General features: G+C 68.6%; 15 protein-coding genes. 12 read left to right on the plus strand and 3 right to left on the minus strand.

The genetic code is table 11. From position 1 onward, the window contains the following. Positions 1 to 933, minus strand: coding sequence for an arginase family protein (locus FFS56_RS08255; RefSeq protein WP_046749791.1), 933 nt, complete (start codon positions 931 to 933; stop codon positions 1 to 3). 2 nt (positions 934 to 935) lie between these two features. Next, positions 936 to 2213, minus strand: coding sequence for a DUF445 domain-containing protein (locus FFS56_RS08260; protein ID WP_046749790.1), 1278 nt, complete (start codon positions 2211 to 2213; stop codon positions 936 to 938). Between the two features lie 105 nt (positions 2214 to 2318). Between FFS56_RS08260 and FFS56_RS08265 the strand changes: the two genes are divergently transcribed. After that, positions 2319 to 2591 (plus strand): metal-sensitive transcriptional regulator, encoded by a 273-nt coding sequence (locus FFS56_RS08265; protein WP_045263421.1) that lies wholly within the window; start codon positions 2319 to 2321, stop codon positions 2589 to 2591. Between the two features lie 59 nt (positions 2592 to 2650). Here FFS56_RS08265 and FFS56_RS08270 read toward each other — a convergent pair whose 3' ends face one another. Then, positions 2651 to 4201, minus strand: coding sequence for an amino acid permease (locus tag FFS56_RS08270; protein ID WP_127012500.1), 1551 nt, complete (start codon positions 4199 to 4201; stop codon positions 2651 to 2653). Between the two features lie 107 nt (positions 4202 to 4308). On the opposite strand from FFS56_RS08270, the gene FFS56_RS08275 reads away from it, so the two are divergent. From FFS56_RS08275 to FFS56_RS20500, 11 genes are all read left to right on the plus strand, one after another. Next, positions 4309 to 5715 (plus strand): glutamine synthetase family protein, encoded by a 1407-nt coding sequence (locus tag FFS56_RS08275; RefSeq protein WP_127012499.1) that lies wholly within the window; start codon positions 4309 to 4311, stop codon positions 5713 to 5715. Continuing rightward, positions 5696 to 6448 (plus strand): gamma-glutamyl-gamma-aminobutyrate hydrolase family protein, encoded by a 753-nt coding sequence (locus FFS56_RS08280; protein WP_058631249.1) that lies wholly within the window; start codon positions 5696 to 5698, stop codon positions 6446 to 6448. The genes FFS56_RS08275 and FFS56_RS08280 overlap by 20 nt, the downstream gene beginning before the upstream one ends. Beyond that, the gene (locus FFS56_RS08285; RefSeq protein ID WP_127012498.1) at positions 6445 to 7806 is read left to right on the plus strand and encodes an aldehyde dehydrogenase family protein; all 1362 of its coding nucleotides are present in this window, start codon (positions 6445 to 6447) and stop codon (positions 7804 to 7806) included. The genes FFS56_RS08280 and FFS56_RS08285 overlap by 4 nt, the downstream gene beginning before the upstream one ends. 39 nt (positions 7807 to 7845) lie before the next feature. After that, positions 7846 to 8625, plus strand: a complete 780-nt coding sequence (locus tag FFS56_RS08290; protein WP_046749785.1) for a 3-oxoacyl-ACP reductase — start codon at positions 7846 to 7848, stop codon at positions 8623 to 8625. A gap of 33 nt (positions 8626 to 8658) precedes the next feature. After that, the gene (locus tag FFS56_RS08295; RefSeq protein ID WP_046749784.1) at positions 8659 to 9387 is read left to right on the plus strand and encodes a GntR family transcriptional regulator; all 729 of its coding nucleotides are present in this window, start codon (positions 8659 to 8661) and stop codon (positions 9385 to 9387) included. A gap of 137 nt (positions 9388 to 9524) precedes the next feature. Further along, positions 9525 to 10685, plus strand: coding sequence for an ABC transporter ATP-binding protein (locus FFS56_RS08300; RefSeq protein ID WP_127012497.1), 1161 nt, complete (start codon positions 9525 to 9527; stop codon positions 10683 to 10685). Beyond that, complete coding sequence (locus tag FFS56_RS08305; RefSeq protein ID WP_127012496.1) at positions 10682 to 11860, plus strand: spermidine/putrescine ABC transporter substrate-binding protein; 1179 nt, start codon at positions 10682 to 10684, stop codon at positions 11858 to 11860. The genes FFS56_RS08300 and FFS56_RS08305 overlap by 4 nt, the downstream gene beginning before the upstream one ends. Further along, a complete protein-coding gene (locus FFS56_RS08310) occupies positions 11853 to 12737 on the plus strand; it encodes an ABC transporter permease (RefSeq protein ID WP_046749781.1) in 885 nt (294 codons plus the stop codon). Before FFS56_RS08305 ends, FFS56_RS08310 begins: the two co-directional genes overlap by 8 nt. After that, positions 12734 to 13615, plus strand: coding sequence for an ABC transporter permease (locus FFS56_RS08315; RefSeq protein WP_218867307.1), 882 nt, complete (start codon positions 12734 to 12736; stop codon positions 13613 to 13615). The genes FFS56_RS08310 and FFS56_RS08315 overlap by 4 nt, the downstream gene beginning before the upstream one ends. 2 nt (positions 13616 to 13617) lie before the next feature. After that, on the plus strand, positions 13618 to 15279 hold the full coding sequence (locus tag FFS56_RS08320; protein ID WP_127012495.1) for an amidohydrolase: 1662 nt from the start codon (positions 13618 to 13620) through the stop codon (positions 15277 to 15279). Positions 15280 to 15750: 471 nt separating this feature from the next. Next, complete coding sequence (locus FFS56_RS20500; protein WP_171010972.1) at positions 15751 to 15984, plus strand: hypothetical protein; 234 nt, start codon at positions 15751 to 15753, stop codon at positions 15982 to 15984. Positions 15985 to 16074: the final 90 nt, after the last annotated feature.

A 16074-nucleotide genomic window follows, 5' to 3' on the forward strand; every position in this document is an offset into this window, starting at 1 on the left:
TCATGTGCGTGCGGCGAGTCCGGCGAGCAGCTCCAGCACGCACAGAGCCGCCAGGCGGACGGTGCGGGCATCGTCGGCGTCGGCGGTGGCGTCGACTTCGGCCAGGTCGGCGCTCGCGACACGTCGATCCGTCGCGACGGCCCTGCTGAGGGCGCGCAGCTCCCACGCCTGCAGACCGCCGGGCACGCTCGCCGGGCAGCCCGGCGCGACCGACCGGTCGCAGACGTCGACGTCGATGTCGAGATGGATGCGCGCATCGGCTCCGGAACCGGCGACCTCCACGGCCTCCGCGACGACATCGTCGATTCCGCGGCGGCGGAGCTCGTCGAGGGGGATCACACGGATGCCCCACTCGGCTGCGCGTCGGGCGTAGGCGGCGGAGTTCGCGAAGTCGGCGATGCCGATCTGCACGACCTTGGTCGGGTCGATGCGCGTGGTATCCAGCGGCGACGTGGCGGGGACATCTTCCACGAGGCGCCGCACGGGAGTGCCGTTCGAGATGCCGTCGCGCAGGTCGAAGTGGGCGTCGAACGTGATCAGTCCCGTCGCTTCGGCACCGAGCGCCACCGGATAGGTGAGCGAGTTGTCGCCGCCGAGGGCGATCACGAGTTTCGAAGCGGCGGCGAGCTCGCGCACGCGGGAGATGACCCTGGCCTCACCGGCGGAGCCGTCAGGATCGGCGATGTCGCCGGCGTCGGCGATGCGCAGCACCTCGTCGAGCTCGATCACCGGCGGTCCCATCAGCGCGGTGCCGTAGCGGGGGAGAGCCGCGCGGATCGCCGTGGGCGTCGCGTGCGCACCGGTCGGGGAGAGCGAGGTGCGCCAGGTCGGCACCCCGACGAGCACGGCGTCGGCGGTGCCGTCGAAGGCAGGCCAGGACCCGGCTCGGGGCCAGAGGGGATCGTGGCTCAGCGGTCGGGAGGACGAGGGCATGGTCAGACTCCGGGGATCAGGGCGTGCGCGATGGAGAAGATGACGAGACCGGCCAGGGCGCCGACGAACGTGCCGTTCAAACGGATGTACTGCAGGTCGCGGCCGACCATGAGCTCGATCTTCTCCGTCGTCTCCGCCGGGTCCCAGCGTTCGACGGTGTCGGTGATGATCGAGGCGATGTCGTGCCGGTAGCGGTCGACGAGGAAGACCGCGGCGTCCGATACCCACGTGTCGACGCGGTTCTGCAGCGCGGTGTCGGTCGTGAGGCGCTCCCCGACCTCCTGCAGGGCCTGCACGGCGCGGCGTCGGAGGCCGCTCTCGGGATCGGCGAGGGCAGCGAGCAAGCCGTTCTTCGCGGTGTTCCACGCCTCAGCGGCCAGAGCGCCGACGCGGGGGCTGTCGAACAGCGACGCCTTGGCGTTCTCGAGCTTCGCCCGCGTCGCCGGGTCGTTCTGCAGGCTGTCGGCCAGACGTGCCAGATAGCCGTCGACCGCGAGGCGTGCCGGGTGGCGGGGGTCGGCCTGCACGGCGTGCACGAACTTGACCGCCTCGTGATACACCGTGTCGTCCACGAAGCGGTGAGCCAGCTTCGGCACCCACCCCGGAAGGCGCCGGGAGACCAGACCGCTGAACGATTCGGCGTTCGCGTCGAGCCAGCGCGAGATGCTGTCGGCGGCGAGGTCGACAGCGCCGTGATGGGCATCGGCCTCGACGATCTTCTCGAGCCACGCTCCGGCGGGCGGACCCCACTCGGGATCGACCAGATGCTCGCGGGCGAGGTCCGTGATCAGGTCTCGCACGTCGTCGTCGCTCAGCGCGTTGAGCACGGCCGTGGCGATCGTCGCACCCTCGGCGCCGACCCGCTCCGCATGCGGGGCCTCACGCAGCCAGTCGCCTGCGCGCAGAGCGATCTTCGTGGTCGACAGCTTGGTGCGCACCACGTCGGCGGCGAGGAAGTTCGTCTCCACGAACTCGCCGAGCGAGCGGCCGATCTCGTCCTTGCGGTTCGGGATGATCGCGGTGTGCGGGATGGGGAGCCCGAGCGGGCGTCGGAAGAGCGCGGTCACCGCGAACCAGTCCGCGAGCGCACCCACCATGCCGCCTTCGGCCGCCGCGCGCACATAAGCGAGTCCCTCGATGCGCTGCTGGAACGCGAAGGCGAACACGAACACGACGGCCATGAACACCAGGGCGCCGAGGGCGACGGCCTTCATGCGTCGGAGCGCGCGGAGGCGCTCCTGGTCGGCGGGCGAGAGCTGCGTCATCGGTGTTCGCGGCATGACGTCATCCTTTCACGCCACCGCACCGGCGGCCCTGTGCGCGGAGCGTGCGCTGTCTCGGCGCACAGACAGCCGGATACCCCCTGGGGGGAGTACCCTCGAGGGGTGATCGAAGACATCAAGAAACGTGCGCTGCACCGCACCAGCATCCTCGAAGGACAGATGCGCGGCGTCGCGCGGATGATCGAGAACGAGGACTACTGCATGGACATCATCACGCAGTCCCGCGCCATCCAGCGCTCCCTGGAGTCACTCAACCGCCTGCTGCTGGAGAACCACCTGCAGACGCACGTCACCCACATGTTCGAGGAGGGCGGCGAGGAGCGGGAGAAGGCCGTCGTCGAGCTGCTCAAGGCCTTCGACTTCGACCGCAAGTAGGGTCCAGGGGCGGCGCGACACAGCACCCCGACGGAGTCGTCGAGGCGCTGCGCGGTGAGTCACCTGCCGCTGTCGTCGAACACCTCGCCCTCCATGGCGTCGTAGCCCTCGGCCCGCGAGTCGCCGTGGGAGCCGCCGGAGATCGCGTACTCCTCTTCGGGCGACAGCACCAGACGGTGGCGGAAGAAGAGCCCGAATCCGAGCAGGATCACGACGTAGACGATGGCGATCGCCACGATGGCGGGGCCGAACGTCGGATTCAGCAGGAACCCGACGAAGATCAGCGCGGCGATCACGAGCGCGACAGCTGCGCCGGGGATCCCCCACGGGCTCCGGTACGGCCGCGCGACGTCCGGGTACTTCCTGCGGAGGATCATGAACGACACCAGCTGGAGTCCGTAGGCGAGCACCGCGCCCCAGACCGCGATGTTCAGCACGATCGCGCCTGCCACCGACCCGGCGCCCTCGGCGTCGACGGCCGCGAGCACGTCGAGCACGATGAGGGCGACGAAACCGATCGCCGCACCGACGACGAGCGCCACCCACGGCGTCTGCCGCTTGCCGGTGAGGGAGAGGAAGCGAGGGTAGTAGCCTGCGCGGGAGAGCGAGTACATGTTGCGGCCGTAGGCGAACATGATGCCCTGCAGGGAGGCGAGCAGCCCGATCAAGGCGAAGAGCGCGAGCACCGCGGCGAGTTGGTCGCCCACGATGGCGCGGAAGCCGTCGAGCAGCGGCTCGCCCGCGGTGCCGGTGGCCTCGGCGCCGATCACGCCGGTGTTCAGGAAGAGGACGAGCAGACCCGTGACGATGAGGGTGCCGCGCGCCCAGAAGCCGGCCTTGGGGATGTCGCGGGTCGGGTTGTGCGACTCCTCGGCGGCCAGGGGCAGCTCTTCGATGCCGAGGAAGAACCACATCGCGAACGGGAGCGCGAACAGGATCGGCAGCACGCCGTGCGGCAGGAACTCCGTCTGGCCGGGGTCGGGGGCGATGTCCCACAGCGCGTCCCAGCTGAAGGCGCCGGAGAAGATCGCCATCAGGGAGAACACCAGGATGATGCCGATCGAGATGATCGAGACGACGATCGCGAATCGGAACGAGATCGCGGCCCCCGCGGAGTTCAGCGCGATGAACACGACGTAGAGGATGAGGTACCAGAGCCACCCCGGCAGCTGGATTCCCAGCAGCTCGCTCGTGATGCCGTTCGCATACGACGCCGAGAAGTAGACGATCACCGCCGTGGTCGCGACGTACTCGATCGTCTCCGCTGCGCCCGTGACCAAGCCGCCCCACGGTCCCATCGCCGATCGCGCGAAGGAGTAGGCGCCCCCGGTGTGGGGCATCATCGCGGCCATCTCGCCGATCGCGAAGATCATGCCGTAGTACATGAGCACGAGGATCACGAAGGCGATCAGCATTCCGCCGAAGCCCGCGAAGTCGATGCCGAAGTTCCAGCCGGAGAAGTCTCCGGAGATGACGGCGGCGACCGCGAGACCCCACAGGCCCCAGACGCCGGCAGACCTCTTCAGGGTGCGTTTCTCGAAGTATTCGTTCCCGGCGCGTGTATAGGTCGCCCCAGCGACCTTGCGGGATTCACTGCTCTGCTCAGACATCCGCTCTCCGTTCGCAAGCACACACAGGCGCCGGGTGCACCTTGCGGATGATTGTGACAGCCAATGGTGGTTTCGTCTACCTTTAAACGTCCTGGTGATCTACTCTGATGGCGAAGCCGGTCGGCCGATCGCTTCACCACGACGACGGGAGCGAGACGATGGCGGGAAACCTGAGCATCGAGCAACTGGATGCCGGCATCGCCGCCGGCGAGATCGACACGGTGATCGTGGCCTTCGCGGATGCGCAGGGGCGGCTGGTCGGCAAGCGGGTGTCCGCACGACTGTTCCAGGAGGACATCGTGCATCACGGTGCCGAGGCGTGCGACTACCTGCTGTCGGTCGATGTGGACATGAACACGGTCGACGGCTACGCGATGTCGGGGTGGGATCGCGGCTACGGCGACATGGTGCTGCGGCCCGACATCGCGACGCTGCGCCGGATCCCCTGGCTGGCGGGGACGGCGCTGGTGATCGCGGACCTGGTGTGGGGAAACGGGGAGCCGGTGAGCCCGTCGCCGCGGGCGATCCTCGACCGTCAGCGCGATCGACTGGCCGAACGCGGCTGGACCGCGTTCTCGGGCACCGAGCTCGAGTTCATCGTCTTCGACAACACCTACCGCGACGCCTGGGCCCGCAAGTACGAGGGACTGACGCCGTCGACCGACTACAACGTCGACTACAACCTGCTCGCCTCCACCCGCCTCGAGCCGCTGCTGCGCGACATCCGCAACAGCATGGACGGCGCGGGCCTCTACTGCGAGGGCGTGAAGGGGGAGTGCAACCTGGGGCAGCAGGAGATCGCCTTCCGCTATGCCGAGGTGCGCGAGACCGCTGACCAGCACGCGCTCTACAAGAACGGTGCGAAGGAGATCGCGGAGCAGCACGGCCAGGCGCTCACCTTCATGGCGAAGTTCAATGAGCGCGAGGGCAACAGCTGCCATATCCACCTCTCGCTGCGCGCCGACGACGGCACTCCGGTCATGGCCGGAGACGGCGAGCACGGATTCAGTCCGATCATGGGGCACTGGATCGCCGGCATCCTCGCCACGCTCCGGGAGTTCACCCTGCTCTATGCGCCCAACATCAACTCGTACAAGCGGTTCGCGAAGGGCAGCTTCGCCCCGACCGGAGTGGCCTGGGGCATCGACAACCGCACCTGTGCGCTGCGCGTGATCGGGGCGGGGGCCGGGCTCAGGGTCGAGAACCGAGTGCCGGGCGGCGACGTGAACCCCTACCTCGGGATCTCGGCCATCATCGCCGGCGGTCTGTACGGCATCGAGAACGAACTGCCCCTGCCCGACCGCTTCACCGGCAACGCGTACGAGGCCGGCGTCGAACACCTTCCCACCACGCTGCGCGAAGCGGCACAGCTGTTCAGCGAGTCGGCCATCGCGCGCGAAGCGTTCGGCGACGACGTTGTGGAGCACTACCTGAACCAGGCGCGCATCGAGGTCGAGGCCTACGACGCCGCCGTCACCGACTGGGAGCGGATCCGTGGTTTCGAGCGGCTCTGACCCGGCACCGTTGATCGGAGTCACGACCTACCTCGAGCGGGCGCAGCAGGGGGTGTGGGACGTGCGGGCCGCCTTCCTGCCCGAGCAGTACCTGACCGGGGTGACGGCATCGGGCGGAATCGCACTGCTCCTGCCGCCACAGGACCCGGAGTCGGCGGATGCAGCCATCGCCGGGCTGGACGGACTGATCCTCTCCGGAGGGGCCGACGTCGCTCCCGAGCTCTACGGCGAGGAGCGGCATCCGCTCACGGATCCGGCCCGGGTCGACCGCGACGCGTGGGAGCTGGCGCTGTTCAGAGCGGCCGAGCGGCGCCGCATACCGGTGCTCGCGATCTGCCGCGGGCTGCAGCTCGTCAACGTGGCGCGCGGAGGCACTCTGCACCAGCACCTGCCCGAGTCGCTCGGCACCGAGCGCTACCGCCTGGGCGGAGGCGTGTTCGCCGAGAACGACATCGAGGTCTCGGGCGACACGGCGCTCGCCGGCGTCCTCGGTGCCGGCGACGTACGCGTGCACAGCTATCACCATCAGGGCATCGATCGGCTCGGGGAGGGGCTGGTCGCCGCTGCGCACTCCGCCGACGGACTCGTGCAGGCGTTCGTCGACACCGCAGATGGTCACGTCGTCGGCATTCAGTGGCATCCGGAGGAGAACGCCGAAGACCGACGTCTCTTCGAAGATCTCGTCTCGCAGGCTCGCGCGTTCGCCGCCGGGCGGAAGGAGGACGCCCGATGAGCGCGTTCACAGTCATCAACCCGTCCACCGGTGCCGCGATCCGCGAGGTCCCCAGAGCCGGCATCGGAGAGACGGATGCCGCGATCGCTCGTGCCGTCGCGGCGCAGCGTCGGTGGGCGGCCCTGGCCCCGGTGGCACGTGCGGATGCCCTCCGGTCGTTCGCCCGCGCGGTGGAAGGCGCCGTCGAAGAGCTGGCGCAGCTGGAGGTGCTCAACTCCGGGCATCCGATCGGCTCGGCCCGCTGGGAGGCCGGTCACGTCGCCCAGGTGCTCAACTACTACTCCGCCGACCCGGAGCGCCTGTCCGGGCGACAGATCCCGGTGGCCGGCGGGCTCGATGTCACGTTCCACGACCCCTACGGCGTGGTCGGCGTGATCGTTCCGTGGAACTTCCCGATGACGATCGCCTCGTGGGCGTTCGCGCCGGCGCTCGCCGCGGGCAACGCCGTGGTGCTGAAGCCCGCCGAGCTGACACCTCTCACCGCCATCCGCCTCGGCGAGCTCGCGCGCGAAGCAGGACTACCGGAGGGGCTGTTCGAGGTCGTCACCGGGTCGGGCTCGGTCGTCGGGCAGCGTCTCGTGGAACACCCGGACGTGCGCAAGGTCGTCTTCACCGGCTCGACCGAGGTGGGCGTCGAAGTCGCGGCGGGCTGCGCGCGAGCCCTCAAGCCCGTCACGCTCGAACTCGGGGGCAAGAGCGCGAACATCGTCTTCGAGGACGCGGATCTCGAACGCGCGGCGTCCGGAGTTCCCGGATCCGTGTTCGACAACGCTGGCCAGGACTGCTGTGCGCGCAGCCGCCTGCTCGTGCAGCGCTCGGTCTACGACCGGTTCCTCGAACTGCTCGAACCGGCCGTCGCCGCCTGGCGTGTGGGCGACCCTGCCCGCGATGACACCGACATGGGGCCGCTCATCTCGGCGGGACACCGCGATACCGTGGCGTCGTTCCTCGACGGTGCAGACATCGCCTTCCGCGGCAGTGCCCCCGAGGGGGACGGGTTCTGGTTCGCGCCGGCCGTGGTGCTCGCCGACCCCGCCGACCGCATCGCGCAGCAGGAGGTGTTCGGGCCCGTCGTCGCGGTGATGCCGTTCGAGGACGAGGCCGATGCCATCCGTCTGGCCAACGACACGGCGTACGGTCTCGCGGGCTCCGTCTGGACCGAGAGCCTGGGACGCGGTGTCCGCGTGGCCCGGGGTGTGCGCAGCGGCGTGCTGTCCGTGAACTCGCACTCCTCGGTGCGGTACTCCACGCCGTTCGGCGGCATGAAGGCGTCGGGCCTGGGGCGCGAACTCGGCCCCGACGCCGCCGAGCACTTCACCGAGACCAAGAACGTCTTCTTCGCGACCGATGAACACTGATCGCGTCGTCCTTTCACCCATCCGGAACGGAGAACCCACATGAGCATCGATCTGACCCAGCGTCTCAAGGACCGCGTCGCCATCATCACCGGCGGCGCGAGCGGCATCGGGTTCGCCACCGCCCAGCGCTTCGCAGCGGAGGGGGCCCTCGTCGTGATCGCCGACGTCGATCCGACGACAGGAGAGGCGGCGGCCGCCGAGGTGGGCGGCGTGTTCCGCCCGGTCGACGTCGCAGACGAGGCCAAGGTGAACGCGCTGTTCGACGGTGTCGCGGAGGAGTTCGGGCGGATCGACATCGCCTTCAACAACGCGGGCATCTCGCCGGCCGATGACGACTCCATCGAGACGACGGAGCTCCCGGCGTGGGATCGCGTGCAGGACGTGAATCTCAAGAGCGTGTACCTGTGCAGCCGTGCAGCCCTCCGTCACATGGTGCCCGCGGGGCGCGGATCGATCATCAACACCGCCTCCTTCGTCGCGCTCCTCGGATCCGCCACCTCGCAGATCAGTTACACCGCGTCGAAGGGGGGCGTGCTGGCGATGTCCCGCGAGCTCGGTGTGCAGTTCGCCCGTCAGGGAGTGCGGGTGAATGCGCTGTGCCCTGGACCCGTGAACACCCCGTTGCTGCAGGAGCTGTTCGCGAAGGATCCGGAGCGTGCGCAGCGGCGCCTGGTGCACGTGCCGATGGGACGCTTCGCGGAGCCCGCCGAGCTCGCAGCGGCCGTGGCGTTCCTCGCCTCCGACGACGCGTCGTTCATCACCGCGAGTGCGTTCGTCGTCGACGGCGGGATCACGAACGCCTACGTCACCCCGCTGTGAGCCACCCTCACCTCGCTGTGACAGGGTGAAGGCATGAGCGAGCACTCCCACGACGGCGACCTCGTCGAAGTGCGAAGGGCCGTCTACCGGCCGCTGCGGCGCGGCAATGCGCTCGAGGACGCGGTGGCCCGACTCGTGCAGACGATCCGGCTCGGTGTGGTCGCTCCTGGCGAGTCCCTGCCTCCGGAGCGCGAGCTGGCGGCGTCGTTCGGGGTGAGTCGCGACACCGTGCGCGAGGCGATCCGCGAGCTGGCCGACACCGGCTACCTGCTGCCGCGGCGTGGTCGCTACGGAGGCACGTTCGTGGCCGACCCGCTGCCACACCCCAGCGTGCCGGGGGCGGTGACGCCGGACGAGATCGACGACGTGCTCGGGCTGCGCCGCGTGCTCGAGACCGGGGCCGTGCGCGCGGCCGCGAGCCGCTCCTTGGACGCCTCGACCCGTGCCGACCTGTGGGCGCGACACGAGGCGGCGGTGCCGGCGGGTCCTGAGGAGTATCGACGCCTGGACACGCTGCTGCACCTGGCCATCGCCGAGGCCGCCGGAATCCCGTCGCTGGTCGCGCTCGTGGCCGAGAACAGGGCCGACGTCAATGCGTGGCTCGATACGTTCCCGCTGATGCCGCGCAACATCCAGCACTCGGGGGAGCAGCACGAGAGCATCGTCTCCGCGATCCTCGCCGGACGTCCGGATGCTGCCGAGGCGGCGATGCGCGATCATCTCGCCGGGTCCGAAGCCCTGCTGCGTGGCTTCCTCCTCTGATCGGTGCCAATCGGTCGCCATTTCCTGAATCGGCAACGGATACCGTTGCGAAATCATCAAGAGGCTTCCGATTTCGCTATACCTGACGCCTTTCCTGTGACAGACTCGCGACAAGCGAATCTCAATGGGGAGGCTCCATGCCCGACAACACCCGAATGTCGACGGCGACACTCGATGCACCCACCGCCACCGGCGCGGTCCACATCGACGGCGTCACCAAGCGTTATGGCACCGCCACCGCCGTCGACGACCTGACCCTCGACGTGCAGCAGGGGGAGTTCCTCTCCCTGCTCGGCCCGTCCGGCTGCGGGAAGACGACCACCCTGCGCATGATCGCGGGCTTCGAATACCCGGATGCCGGGGACATCCGCATCTCCGGCCGCAGCGTCTTGAACCTCCCCCCGTATCGGCGCGAGGTGAACACCGTCTTCCAGGCGTACGCCCTGTTCCCGCACCTCACGGTCGCCGAGAACGTGGCGTACGGGCTGCAGCAGCGGCGCGTGCCCAAGGCCGAGCAGCGGGAACGGGTGAGCGAAGCACTCGACATGGTGCAGCTGCGCGCCTTCGCCGACCGCAAGCCCACACAGCTCTCCGGTGGACAGCAGCAGCGCATCGCTCTGTCGCGTGCACTCATCAACCGGCCGAGCGTGCTCCTGCTCGACGAGCCGTTGGCGGCACTGGACCGCCAGCTGCGCGAGGAGATGCAGCTCGAGCTCAAGCTGCTGCAGGCGCGGCTGGGCACGACCTTCGTATTCGTCACCCACGATCAGGCCGAGGCGCTCTCGATGAGCGATCGGATCGCCGTGATGCGCGCGGGGCGGATCGAGCAGCTCGATGCGCCGGACGCCATCTACGCGGAGCCGGCCTCCGCCTACGTGGCGTCGTTCATCGGTCAGCAGAACTTCGTGCACGGCACGGTTCGGGCAGATGGGGAGGCGGTCGACACGGCCATCGGCGTGATCGCGGGCCGCTGGGGTGGGGAGCATGTGGCGGCGGGGCAGCCGGCCGTCGCCGCCATCCGGCCGGAGTACGTCAGTCTGGAACAGGGCGAAGGCGGGGGCGTCCCCGGGCGCGTGCTCGGTGTCTCGCACCTGGGTGAGACCCTCCAGGTCGCTGTCCGCGTCGGCGAGGACGCCACGTTCCTCTCGCGCATGCCGGCCCCGACCGCGCCGCGGGTGGGAGTCGATGACGCCGTCCGCTGTGTGTGGGATCCCGCGGATGCGCGGCTGTTCGCCGCCGAGGGCATCCCCACCACCGCGACGCACGTGATCACCCTGCCCAAGGACGGCGGGCTGTGACGGGCGCCCCTCCGGTGCGCGTGCTCGCACACCGGAGTGCCGCGCGGGTGATCCGCACCGAGCTGACCCGACGGGGCTTCCTCGCCACCGCGATCATGGCGGGCGGTGCCGTCGTGCTCAGCGCGTGCTCGCCGGGGCAGAACGCCGCGGCCGTGCATGCCGAGGGCGGCCCTCTCGAGGACAAGCTCTCCATCTACAGCTGGGGTGACTACGACGCCCCGGAGGTGCTCGAGCAGTTCACCGCCGAGAGCGGCCCGCGCATCGTGCTCGACGCCTTCAACTCCAACGAGGAGCTGATCGCCAAGCTGGTCGCCGCCCGCGGCACCTCCGGCTACGACATCGTGGTGCCGACCGGGGTGTTCGTCGGGCCCATGGCCGAGAACGGACTCCTGCAGAAGTTCAACCTCGACCTGCTGCCGAACATGAAGCACGTGGCCCCCGAGTTCCGTGGGCGCTCTTGGGATCCCGGCAACGAGTACTCGGTGTGCAAGGCGTGGGGGACCACGGGGTTCGTGTACGACAAGAGAGTGATCTCGCGCGAGCTCACGACCTGGAACGACTTCATCGATGCCGCGCAGAACGAGGCATCGGGCTCGACCTCGGTGCTCGACGACCCGGCACCGCTGCTGGGCATCTACTTCTGGGCGAACGGCATCGACTGGACGACCACCGATCCCGACGACCTCGACGCGGTCGAGAGGTTCCTGGTGAAGGATCTCGCTCCGCACGTCTCGGCGTTCGACTCGTACCCCGGTGGGTCGTCGATCCCGCAGGCGTCCCACGCGCTGCTGCAGTCCTACAACGGCGACGCGCGGCTCGGTATCTTCGAGTCGGACGACCCTGACCGCTGGCAGTGGGTGCTCGGGAGCCCGGCGACGGAGCTGTGGATGGACAACTGGGCGATCGCCGCGGGAGCTCCGCACCCCGAGGCCGCGCACGCGTTCATCGACTTCGTGCTGCAGCCCGACGTGCAGCTCGCACAGGTCGACTACATCGGCTACGACACCGGCATCTCCGGCATCCGCGAGGAAGCGGAGGCTGCGGGGCTGGAACGGCTCGACATGGTGTTCTTCGACGAGGAGCAGGTGGCCACGATGCACGAGGGCAAGCTGACCGATGCGCAGGACCGTGTCGTCTCGATCTGGAACTCGATGAAGGCGGCCGCCGGTGCCTAAGCTCAAGTTCGGCCTCGCGATCCCCGCCTGGGTCTGGCTGCTCGTCTTCTTCGTCGCCCCGATCTTCATGGTGATCGTGTTCAGCTTCGGCTACAAGCCGAGCATCTTCGCCACGCATGCGCTCGACCACCTCTCGTTCGACCGCTACCTCGAAGCTCTCTCCCCGACGTTCTTCAGCACGTTCCTGAACACACTGTGGATCGGCATCCTCGGCACGGCCCTGTGTCTGGTGATCGGCGGTCCGGTCGCATACTGGATCGCGGTGAAGGCCCCGCCCTCGAAGCGCGGACTCCTGCTCGCGCTCGTGATGGTGCCGTTCTGGACCAACTTCCTCGTGCGCACCATCGGCTGGCAGGTGATCCTCGCCCCCGAGGGCTGGCTCTCGCAGCTGCTGCAGGGCATCGGGGTCATCCCCGGTCCGCTCGATCTGCTCTACTCGCGCGGCGCGGTGCTCCTCGGCGTCGTCTACAACTACCTGCCGCTGATGATCCTGCCGCTGTTCGTGGCCTTCGATCGCGTGTCGGGGCCGCTGCGCGAGGCGAGCAAGGATCTCGGTGCGAACAGCGTTACGACCTTCCTGAGGGTGACCGTGCCCCTGGCCAGGCCCGGGATCATCGCGGGAGTGCTGCTGGTGTACATCCCGCTCATGGGCGACTACATCACGGCGACCGTGCTGGGCGGGGCGAAGGGCAACATGATCGGGCAGGTCGTGGCGAGTCAGTTCCAGACCGCGCAGAACTGGGCGCTCGGCTCGGCCATGGCGGTACTGCTGATCATCGTCATCATGCTCTCGATCGCCGTCGCGGCCGGACTCCTCTGGCTCGTGACCCTGCCGCTGCGGCAACGCAACCGCCTCGTCCTGGGGGAGGGATCATGACCGCCGTGACCGATGGACCGCAGAAGACCGCACCGCGCGTGCGCCGAGGGGCCGGTCGCTTCGTGCTGCCGATCTGGGCGGCGCTGGTGTTCCTGTTCCTGTTCCTGCCGATCCTCGTGATCATCGTCTACTCCTTCAATGTCGGCCGGCTGCTGGTGTCGTGGGACCATTTCGGCTTCGACTCGTTCCTCGCGATCGTGAACAAGCCGGCGATCCGCGACGCGGTGCTCGTCTCGGTGCGCACGGGCCTGCTGGCGGCGCTCCTTGCCACCGCGCTGGGAACCCTCGCCGGCATCGCGATGGCGCGCAATCCCGGCAAGTGGGTGTGGTGGTTCCTCGGACTGCTGCTGCTCGTGTCGGTGACGCCGGAGATCGTGGATGCCGTCGCGCTCCTGCCGTGGTTGGTCTTCCTCGGGCAGGACGCCGGGATCGGCATCTTCAACGACGGCACCATGAGACTCGTGGTGGGACAGTCGCTGTTCTCGATCGCGATCGTGTCGTACATCGTGCGGGCGCGGCTCGTGGGGCTCGACGCCCGGCTCGAAGAGGCCTCGGCCGACCTCTATGCGCCCCCGGTGCGCACCTTCTTCAAGATCACGCTGCCTCTCGCGATGCCTGCGGTGCTCGCCGGGTTCCTGCTCTCGTTCACGCTGAGCCTCGACAACACCGTCGTCTCCGCCTTCGTGCAGGTCTCCGGCACGACGCCGTGGCCCGTCTACGTGCTCAGCGCCCTCCGCAGCGGGTTGCGGCCGGAGATCGCCGCGGTGTCGACGATCATGCTGGTGCTCACGCTGCTGGCACTCGCTCTGGTGGCGGTCGTCCTCAAGCGTGCGGGTGACTCGGCGACCGAGATCGCCCGCACGATGGCTGGAGGGTGAGCATGGTGTTCGCAGATCTGGTGTTCACCGCCGGCACACGGGGAGGACGGGTCTTCCTCGCGGACGCTGCGCGATCGACCGCGTGTGCCGTCGCCGTCACGAACGGCCGCATCAGCGCAGTGGGACACGACGTCTCGGCGCTGGTCGGCCCGCACACCGAGGTCGTCGACCTCGACGGCGGGCTTCTGGTACCGGGGTTCCAAGACGCGCATGTGCACCCGGTGTGGGGTGGGTTGGACATGCTCCGCTGCGACCTCGCCGAGCTGTCGACGCGCGAGGAGTACCTCGACCGCATCGCCGCCTATGCGCAGGAGCATCCCGATGACGAGTGGATCCTGGGCGGCGGATGGCAGATGTCGGCGTTCCCCGGAGGCACACCGACGGCGGAAGACCTCGACTCCGTCGTGCCCGACCGCCCGGCATTCCTGCCCAACCGCGACGGCCACGGCGCCTGGGTCAACTCCCGGGCACTCGCGCTCGCCGGCATCACCCGCGAGACGGCCGATCCAGCGGACGGGCGGATCGAGCGCGACGCGACCGGGGCACCGAGTGGCACGCTGCACGAGGGCGCGATGGGCCTGGTCAACAGGCTGCTGCCGACGGAGGCGCCCGAGCGTCTGGTGGAGGCCCTCCTGCAGGGGCAGCGCCACCTGCACTCCTACGGCGTGACGGCGTGGCAGGACGCGATCGTCGGCACCGAGTACGGAGACGCGGGCGACCCGCTGCCCGCGTACCTGACCGCCGCCGCATCCGGTGCGCTCACCGGTCGCGTGGTGGGTTCGCTGTGGTGGGACCGGTCGCGCGGCCTGGAGCAGATCGACGACATCGTCCGGCGTCGCGACGAGAGCACGGTCGGGCGATTCCGGGCACGCAGCGTGAAGATCATGCAGGACGGCGTCGCGGAGAACTTCACCGCCGCGATGCTCGAGCCCTACTGCGACGGCCACGGGCATCCGCGCGAGGACTCCGGGATCTCCTTCGTCGAACCCGAGCTGCTCAAGGAAGCGGCGACGCGGCTCGATGCCCTCGGATTCACGCTGCACTTCCACGCGATCGGCGACCGCGCGGTGCGGGAGTGCCTGGATGCGGTCGACGCCGCGCTCGTGCGCAACGGACCTCGCGGGAACAGGCACCACATCTCCCACATCCAGGTCGTGCACCCCGACGACATCCCGCGGTTCCGGGCGCTCGACGTCACCGCCAACATGCAGATGCTGTGGGCGACGCTGGAGCCGCAGATGGTCGATCTCACCATCCCCTTCCTCGGGGAACAGCGGTCGGCGTGGCAGTATCCGTTCGGTGACCTGTTGCGTTCGGGGGCTGCGCTCGCCGCGGGAAGCGACTGGTCGGTGAGCACACCGAACCCGATGGCGGCGATCCACGTCGCGGTGAACCGTCGTTCCGCGCCGACCGAGTGGGAGGGCGATTACGAGCCGTTCCTCCCCGAGCAGGCGATCGACCTCGCCACGGCTCTCGTCGCGTACACGGCGGGCTCGGCGCGGGTGAACCACCTCGACGACACCGGCACGGTCGCCGTGGGGATGCGGGCCGACCTCGCCCTGCTCGACCGTGACCCGTTCGAGCATCCGGCCGACGAGATCGGCCTGACCGAGGTGCGCGGCACCTGGGTCGAGGGGGAGCGGGTGTACGACTCCGCGGAGTGAGCCGTCGGCCCACTCCGGACGGGGCATCGGCTCGCTGACCACGCCGATAAGTACGCCGGTGGGAATCACGCCAGCGCCGGGGTGTAGTAGCTAAGCGTTTCCGCGGTCGCCAACGGCCCCGACCTGGTGTGTTGCGATCTCCTCGGCGGTCGCCGGACGCACAGCGGTCTGTTTGAGGAGTGTGTAATCGACCGTCGAATTGTATATCGGCCGCTCTTCGCAATGTGGTGCGGGTTTGGCTGGTCTGTCCCCCGAACGGAGGACAGACAGGTGCCGTTGAAGTGCGGGACGCTATGTGCGCGGCGGGTCGAGTGATCGGAGAAACGCAGTGAGACGTGGAACAAGGGTTTCGGCTCTCTACAACGTGGGGCTGGGGCTCTGCAACCAGGCAGGCAAGGGCATCTGGGTGTACTGGACCTGGGCGGGTCACGTCTGGTGTACGGGACCGTAAGGGGATAAGGAGTTTCAGTTATGGTCTCTCTCAATGAATTTGGTCCTATGGAGAAACGGAAGCGCAGCCTTCTCATCATCAGCTGGGTGGCGCCGGTCCTCGCGCTGGTCGCAGCTATCGTTTTCTGGAATGAACCTTCAATGCTGAGCGCGATAGCTGCAGCGATCTTGCTGCTCATGATGACGGCGCTTTATCTCGTAGAAAGACGATTCTCTAGAGCCCTTATCGCGGCTCTGAGACGTCTAGAGACGTGAGGGGTTCGAGCAGGTCGTAGCGAGGGCTGTCGTCGAGCTGACATACTCCCTCCGACACACCGACCATGGATGCACGAAGCCCCGGCTACG

It is taken from the genome of Microbacterium sp. Beta (assembly GCF_005502545.1).
GTDB classification, from domain to species: domain Bacteria; phylum Actinomycetota; class Actinomycetes; order Actinomycetales; family Microbacteriaceae; genus Microbacterium; species Microbacterium oxydans.

What these genes read in the sequence shown, in the direction of transcription:
- FFS56_RS08285 (WP_127012498.1), top strand. Translation starts at nt 6,445, where the DNA reads ATGAGCGCGTTCACAGTCATCAACCCGTCCACCGGTGCCGCGATCCGC.
- FFS56_RS08290 (WP_046749785.1), top strand. Translation starts at nt 7,846, where the DNA reads ATGAGCATCGATCTGACCCAGCGTCTCAAGGACCGCGTCGCCATCATC.
- FFS56_RS08315 (WP_218867307.1), top strand. Translation starts at nt 12,734, where the DNA reads ATGACCGCCGTGACCGATGGACCGCAGAAGACCGCACCGCGCGTGCGC.
- FFS56_RS08300 (WP_127012497.1), top strand. Translation starts at nt 9,525, where the DNA reads ATGCCCGACAACACCCGAATGTCGACGGCGACACTCGATGCACCCACC.
- FFS56_RS08295 (WP_046749784.1), top strand. Translation starts at nt 8,659, where the DNA reads ATGAGCGAGCACTCCCACGACGGCGACCTCGTCGAAGTGCGAAGGGCC.
- FFS56_RS08270 (WP_127012500.1), bottom strand. Translation starts at nt 4,201, where the DNA reads ATGTCTGAGCAGAGCAGTGAATCCCGCAAGGTCGCTGGGGCGACCTAT.
- FFS56_RS08255 (WP_046749791.1), bottom strand. Translation starts at nt 933, where the DNA reads ATGCCCTCGTCCTCCCGACCGCTGAGCCACGATCCCCTCTGGCCCCGA.
- FFS56_RS08275 (WP_127012499.1), top strand. Translation starts at nt 4,309, where the DNA reads ATGGCGAAGCCGGTCGGCCGATCGCTTCACCACGACGACGGGAGCGAG.
- FFS56_RS20500 (WP_171010972.1), top strand. Translation starts at nt 15,751, where the DNA reads ATGGTCTCTCTCAATGAATTTGGTCCTATGGAGAAACGGAAGCGCAGC.
- FFS56_RS08320 (WP_127012495.1), top strand. Translation starts at nt 13,618, where the DNA reads ATGGTGTTCGCAGATCTGGTGTTCACCGCCGGCACACGGGGAGGACGG.
- FFS56_RS08260 (WP_046749790.1), bottom strand. Translation starts at nt 2,213, where the DNA reads ATGCCGCGAACACCGATGACGCAGCTCTCGCCCGCCGACCAGGAGCGC.